At 43.6% G+C, this 6,845-nt stretch carries 4 protein-coding genes and 1 pseudogene; 4 read left to right on the top strand and 1 reads right to left on the bottom strand.

The genetic code is table 11. From position 1 onward, the window contains the following. Positions 1–65: 65 nt before the first annotated feature. A pseudogene (locus tag L0G63_RS13140) lies at positions 66–167 on the top strand (bile acid:sodium symporter family protein); the annotation flags it as partial. Between the two features lie 64 nt (positions 168–231). Then, entirely contained in the window at positions 232–924 is a 693-nt protein-coding gene (locus tag L0G63_RS13135; protein WP_301451055.1) for a bile acid:sodium symporter family protein, read from the top strand. A 166-nt stretch (positions 925–1,090) separates the two neighbouring features. Here L0G63_RS13135 and L0G63_RS13130 read toward each other — a convergent pair whose 3' ends face one another. Further along, positions 1,091–2,263 carry a formate/nitrite transporter family protein gene (locus L0G63_RS13130; RefSeq protein ID WP_301451054.1) on the bottom strand — a complete coding sequence of 391 codons (1,173 nt, stop codon included), beginning with the start codon at positions 2,261–2,263 and terminating at the stop codon, positions 1,091–1,093. A 291-nt stretch (positions 2,264–2,554) separates the two neighbouring features. On the opposite strand from L0G63_RS13130, the gene L0G63_RS13125 reads away from it, so the two are divergent. Together L0G63_RS13125 and L0G63_RS13120 are read left to right on the top strand one after the other, a co-directional pair. Further along, positions 2,555–5,488, top strand: a complete 2,934-nt coding sequence (locus L0G63_RS13125) for a valine--tRNA ligase (protein WP_301451053.1) — start codon at positions 2,555–2,557, stop codon at positions 5,486–5,488. A gap of 393 nt (positions 5,489–5,881) precedes the next feature. Further along, complete coding sequence (locus tag L0G63_RS13120) at positions 5,882–6,094, top strand: hypothetical protein (RefSeq protein WP_301451052.1); 213 nt, start codon at positions 5,882–5,884, stop codon at positions 6,092–6,094. Positions 6,095–6,845 lie beyond the last annotated feature (751 nt).

Here is a 6,845-nt window from a genome sequence, read left to right as displayed (position 1 = left end):
AACAATTTTAGCGATCAGCAGTGCCTATTTGCGAATGTTCAACACGCCCTAGTATTTTTTTGATTATGATGGGAATGGGGTTGTCCTTAGTGACCAATGACTTTAAAAGAGTCGTCAAATATCCCAAAGCAGTCGCAATCGGACTGACCAATCAGCTACTATTCTTGCCATTGGTTGGTTTTGCTTTGGCAATTCTAATATCACTAGAGCCTGAGCACGCTGTTGGGGGTGATGCTGTTGGTGCTGTGTCCTGGTGGCACCACATCAAATCTATTTACCTATCTAGCCAAAGGCGATGTCGCGCTGTCGGTCACGATGACGGCGATTGCCAGTGTTATCACGGTCTTTACCATTCCCATCGTGCTGAGCTTTTCGCTCGTGTACTTCATGGGTGCTGGTAGTGAGTTTCAGTTGCCAGTCGCCAAGACCATGATCAGCTTGATTACTCTGACGATACTGCCAGTTAGTATTGGTATGCTCATCAAACGCTATGCGGCAAGCTTCGCCGATAAGGCACAGGTGATGGTGTCTCGTTTTGGTGTGATATTTTTGAGCTTCTTGGTAATTTTCTTAGGATATGTGCAAAGAGATATTTTGGTCGAGGCCTTAGTTGCCACTGGCCCTGTGTCGCTTATATTGAACGTATCGACGATGGCGCTTGGTTATTACACCAGTAAATGGTTCGGTCTAAATCTTGCGCAGAGAAGATCAATCACGATGGAGGTGGGGCTACAAAACAGTACGCTGTCGATGTTTATGGCCTTGACGCTGCTCGCTAACTATAAGATGTCGTTAACCCCAGCTATTTATACATTAATCATGTTCTTAACCGTAGGTATCATGGTCAGAGTATTTACCGCGCAACATAATAAAGCGAATAGAGTCGAAAGAGAAAATAGTGTGTTGGCCGCACGGAGAATGTAATTTGATCAGAAGGTAAGCGATAGTGCATTGCTAAATAAGGAATGCATTACTCAATAAAACAAGCCCACAATGTACTTTCTATGATGAGAGTTATTGTGGGCTTTTATATTTATCATGGTTTCTTAAAGTGTGTGGGTTGATTCAATACGGATAGCATCGCTCAACGCTAAAATCTGTGCCTGTCTACTTCTGCTCTTGCCTCAGCGTCCTGCTCTTTAACTCTTTCAATTTCAAACAAGAACGTGCGGTTTTTGAGTACCGCGACAAATACCACGCCGCCGACCGTATTGCCCACCAAGACCACGACTAAAAATATCAAATAATGCCATAGACTGACCGTATTGCCATACAGCAATGCTGAAAACACCTCGATATTGCCAACGATACTGTGGTGTAAGCCCAAAAACCCGATACTACCAGTGATAATGGAAACCAAAACAATACGGCTAAGGGTATCGCGTGCAGATGTGACTAGCCATGCCGCCACGCCCATCATCCAACCTGCCAGTACCGCACTACCAAAGATGACCCACCACTCAAACCCTAAGATATGCTCAGCGTAAGCATCGATAGCATGGTCGGTAAACAGATGCATATGCAGCCCTAAGCCAATCATCAAGGCAGCAAACAAACAGCCACCGACGATATTACCAGCAATGACGATGCCCCATAGACGCAGCAGCTTATGCAGTGGTTCAATCTTGTTTAGCACAGGTAGACTGAGTAGGGAGGTCTGCTCGGTAAATAATAACGATTGACCGATAACGACGATAATAAAGCCGATCGGATAGAGCAGGGAGGACAGTACCATGGCATAGCGACTCGGCAGCACATCATTAAGCAAGGCAAACGCGGATAAAATCACAAAAAAGCTGATACCAATCTCAAGCCCAGCCGTAAAGGCGCTGGTAAACAGTGAGCCAAGCGAGCGCTCAAAGGTTTCTTTGGCATGGATGACTTGCTCGACCAAGATACTGGCGTAGCTTTTTGCTTGACTTAGATTATCGTCACTGGCAACTTTTTTGATGGTTTCCTTGTCTTCTTCGCTGATTTCTTCTGGCAGGTCATCATTATCCAGCTCTTCAGTGGCTTTTATATGGTCGTCTGGATGATGGCTGTCTACCTGAGGGTTAGCATGACTGTCTTCTAGAGAATGGCTATGCTGTAGCGTATGGTTGTGCTCCAAGTTGTCTTTTTCATGATTACCGCTCAGCGTATCATTTGCATCATCATTTTGCTGGATATGATTTGTGGTACTCGCGGGCAAGCGCTCGCTGTCTGGCAGGGTATCCTGAGCGTTGTCGCTATGTTTTTGGTTGTGTTTGGTATCTTGGGACAAGGTCGGCTCACTATTGATTAGATAACATTTTTAGTATTTTTAATATAAAGGTATCAACGCTATTTTAGCGCATGACTGTGGTAGGTTCTGTTGAGTGTTTAACCAATTGCGGTTATTAATTGTTCAATAACGGCATGAAAAATGACCTTCAGGCTTTATAAATTGCCTTACCATCTAACAAAATCTGCCTATCTGCGTTAAAATCACTCTATTCATTATTTTCCTAATTTTTATATTCTCTTTAATTCAATTAACTTTGATCACATTCAATCAATAAAAGATAATGCCATTATGAGTAACCACAACCTAACTGCCTCTATTCAAGCGGCACTCAATCAATTAGAAAACGCCTATAACCCTGCACAAGTCGAGGCAGGCATGTATCAAGGCTGGGAAGAAAGCGGTTATTTTGCCCCAACATTTGATAAAGACGAGTCGTTTTCTATCGCGCTACCACCGCCAAATGTCACCGGCTCTCTGCATATGGGTCACGGTTTTAACAATGCGATCATGGATGCGCTCACACGTTTCCACCGCATGGATGGTGATAATACGCTGTGGCAACCAGGTACGGATCATGCCGGTATTGCAACCCAAATGGTTGTTGAGCGTCGTTTGGAGGCGCAAGGCATCCGCCGCCGTGATATGACACGTGAAGATTTCATCGATAAAGTGTGGGAATGGAAAGAAGAGTCGGGCGGCAGTATCACTAGCCAAATTCGTCGTTTGGGTAGCTCGGTTGACTGGTCGCGTGAGCGCTTTACCATGGATGATGGTCTGTCTAACGCGGTAAAAGAAGTATTCGTACGCCTGTTTGACGATGGTCTTATCTATCGTGGTAAGCGTTTGGTCAACTGGGATCCAAAATTCCAAACTGCGCTGTCTGATTTAGAAGTGGAAAACCATGATGAAAAAGGCAGCTTGTGGCATTTCCGCTATCATTTCACGGACACGGAGCTGACCACGCAAGATGGCAAAAACTATCTGGTCGTCGCCACCACCCGTCCTGAAACACTCCTTGGCGATACGGCGGTCGCCGTCAATCCGAGCGATGAGCGTTACGCACACTTGGTCGGTAAAACCATCACCTTACCAATCACGGGTCGTGTCGTGCCTATCGTCGCTGACGATTATGTCGAGAGTGACTTTGGGACGGGCTGTGTCAAAATCACCCCAGCGCATGATTTTAACGATTATGAATTGGGTCGTCGTCATAGCTTGCCATTGATTAACATCCTTGATGAGCGTGCCAATATCTTGCCTGCGATGGAAGTCTATCCTGACTTGCAGACACGTGAGCCAGAGCTAGAGACTACGCCTAGCGAGTATGCCGGACTTGAGCGTTTTGCCGCGCGTAAATTCTTGGTTGAGCAAGCAGGCGATCAGGGCTGGCTAGAAGACATCGAGGACTACGCACTAAAAGCCCCGCGTGCTGAGCGTGGCGGTACAATCGTTGAGCCGTGGTTGACCGATCAGTGGTATGTCGCGGTCAAAGAGCTTGCCAAGCCTGCAATTGACGCGGTAGAAGACGGCAGCATTGAGTTCGTCCCTGCCCAGTACAAAAACATGTATATGGCATGGATGACCGATCTACAAGACTGGTGTATCAGCCGTCAGCTGTGGTGGGGACATCGTATCCCTGCATGGTATGACGATGCGACAGGTGAGATATACGTCGCCCGCGATGAGGCGGAAGTTCGCACTAAATATAACTTAAGTGACGATATCAAACTGCGCCAAGACGATGACGTCCTCGATACGTGGTTTAGCTCGGGTCTATGGACGTTCAGTACGCTTGACTGGGCAGATGTCAACGCCGATCCACGCGTGATGGACACCTTTCACCCAACTAGCGTCTTGGTCACGGGCTTTGACATTATTTTCTTCTGGGTCGCGCGCATGATTATGTTGACCATGCACTTCGTGAAAAACGAAGATGGCAGCCCGCAAGTACCGTTTAAGACTGTCTATGTCCACGGCCTAGTACGGGATGGCAATGGTCAAAAGATGTCCAAATCGAAAGGTAACGTCTTAGATCCGATTGATTTGATTGACGGTATCGATCTAGAAGCGCTGGTCGAAAAACGCACCAGCAATATGATGAACCCGAAAGACGCGGCCAAGATTGAGAAGCAAACGCGTAAAGAATTCCCAGAAGGTATCCCAGCGTATGGCACCGATGCACTGCGCTTTACCTTCACATCCTTAGCCAGTACCGGTCGCGATATCAACTTTGACCTAAAGCGTGTCGAGGGCTATCGTAACTTCTGTAATAAAATCTGGAACGCCAGCCGTTTCGTACTGATGAACTGTGTCGATAGCGATAGCAACGCTAAGCCTATCGACCAAACGGCAAACCCTGACGTATGGGAATTACCAGAAAAATGGATCATGAGCCGTCTGAACTCTAGTATCAAAGATATTCATCAGCACTTTAACCAGTATCGTCTCGATATGGTCAGCCAAGATATCTATGAGTTCATTTGGAATGAGTACTGTGATTGGTACGTTGAGCTTGCCAAAGCCAGCCTAAATGATGACTCGGTGTCTGACGAGCGTAAAGCGCAAATCCGCTACGTACTGCTACATGTGCTTGAGAGCTCCATGCGCTTTACCCATCCGATCATGCCGTATCTGACCGAAGAGATTTGGCAAACCATCGCGCCACTGCTGAACCGTAAGGATACTGACAGCATCGTCGTCGCTGACTACCCGCAAACCGATAGCACGCTGATTAGCGAGCAAATCGAGTCTGATATGGACTGGCTACAAGAGCTGATCGCCAGTATCCGCAATATCCGCGGTGAGATGAAGCTGGGTAACGCGGTGCGCTTGCCTGTGCTACTACAAAATATCACTAATGAGGAAGAGCAGCGCCTATCGCGCATTGCCAATCAATTTAAGGCATTAGCGAAAGTGGAGAGCTTAACCCTTCTAAAAGACGGTGATGAGGTGCCACTATCGTCATCGAGCATGGTTGGCCAGCTACGCGTGCTGGTACCCATGAAAGGTCTTATCGACCCGACCGCTGAGCTAAAACGTCTGGGTAAATCTTTTGATAAGCTACAAAAGCAAGCCGACGGTATCGCTCGCAAGCTGGGTAATGAAGGCTTTGTCAGTAAAGCACCTGCGGAAGTTGTCGATGCTGAGAAGGCAAAACTGGCTGAGCTAGAAGGGCAGTTGACGGCGATGACAGCGCAGATGGAGCAGTTGAAAGCGTTGTAGAGAAAGCAAAAGCTTAAAGAGCATGGCCTCAGCATTGGAGTCCTTTAATAATAGGCAAATATGCGATGCATGAGGCGGTGCTCTTTAGTAATTTAGCTCGGTGCTTGTCTTTTGTGCAAGATCAGGTATTGAACAGTTAAATCAATCATTGATAAACTTTTGCTTTATTGTGATGCGGTTTCAACTTAAAATAAGATAGGTAAACTGCTATATAGGTTACTAGTTAAATAACAGTTTAAGCTAACCTGTTTGATAATACAAAATATACTGTCTTAAACTTAAAAATTGCTATTCAGTTATAATGAATATGTAGACCTTGCTCTAAGCATGATGACAATTAACATTGTGTGTTTTGAAAATTAAATTTGTGTATTTTTTAAAAAGGTTAAAGATATGAAAGATTCAAGAAATAATAGCACTGTATTTGTAAGTGGGTTTTCTTTGAGAAGTAACCCAAAAGATAAGATAGCTATTCTATCTTTAATGGATACCCTATCAAATGATGATGAAAATATAAACTTCACTTATGCTTTACCGTTATCTATATTAGAAGAAATAAGGGATGGTATCGAGGATGCTATAAAAGATATAGAAAATATTGAATGACAGGTAAAAAAGATGATAAAAGATGATAAAAAAATAAAGTACTCTAAAACTATTGTTGATTCTGATGAATATGACTATATAATTTCTACTAAGAAAATAGCAAGTAAAAGTAGTTTTTACATATACGAGTATTGTAGCAGTCAAAAAAAATTAAAAATAGTTTTATAGAGAATGCGGTAAACTTAAAAGAAATAAATAAAATTTCAGAAGATTTTGATAGCTCTGAATTTAAAGCTGTTTGTTTTAGTCTTTTCGAAAATAGATATTTCAAGAGGAGCTTGGTGATCACTTTAGAAAAATAGAAGAAGTTATTGATAGTTATTTCTCTGTATACGAAAACAGCATAATCAATGGTCAGTCATTTATTAATCTACTCTACATATTACCGTCAAAAAAAGTTCAAAGATCGAAAGTTTCTATTGATAATGAGACTGGAAAATTTGTAATTTATTACGAAGCTAATAAAAGAAATTTTTCCAGTAAAAGAATATCTATTGTTATAAATGAGCGTGATTTCACTTTTTCAATATTATCTAGAAAAGGTGGGATGGCACAGATTAGAGGGGTGTGCGCATTCAAATTTCCTGTAGCTTACTATAAAATAGATTCATTATTCGAGGCTTTTCAAGATGACGGTTACGCTTAAACTAGAAGATTACATTTCTAACTCTTGGCGCTATGTTTCGCCAACTGTCTTTAATAGACCTCTTGCAAAAGTAGTTGTAAGACACAACGTATATTATTGAACTCT

It is taken from the genome of Psychrobacter sp. (assembly GCF_030454045.1).
Taxonomy (GTDB): domain Bacteria; phylum Pseudomonadota; class Gammaproteobacteria; order Pseudomonadales; family Moraxellaceae; genus Psychrobacter.
This window is presented reverse-complemented; position numbering and strand designations above follow the sequence as displayed.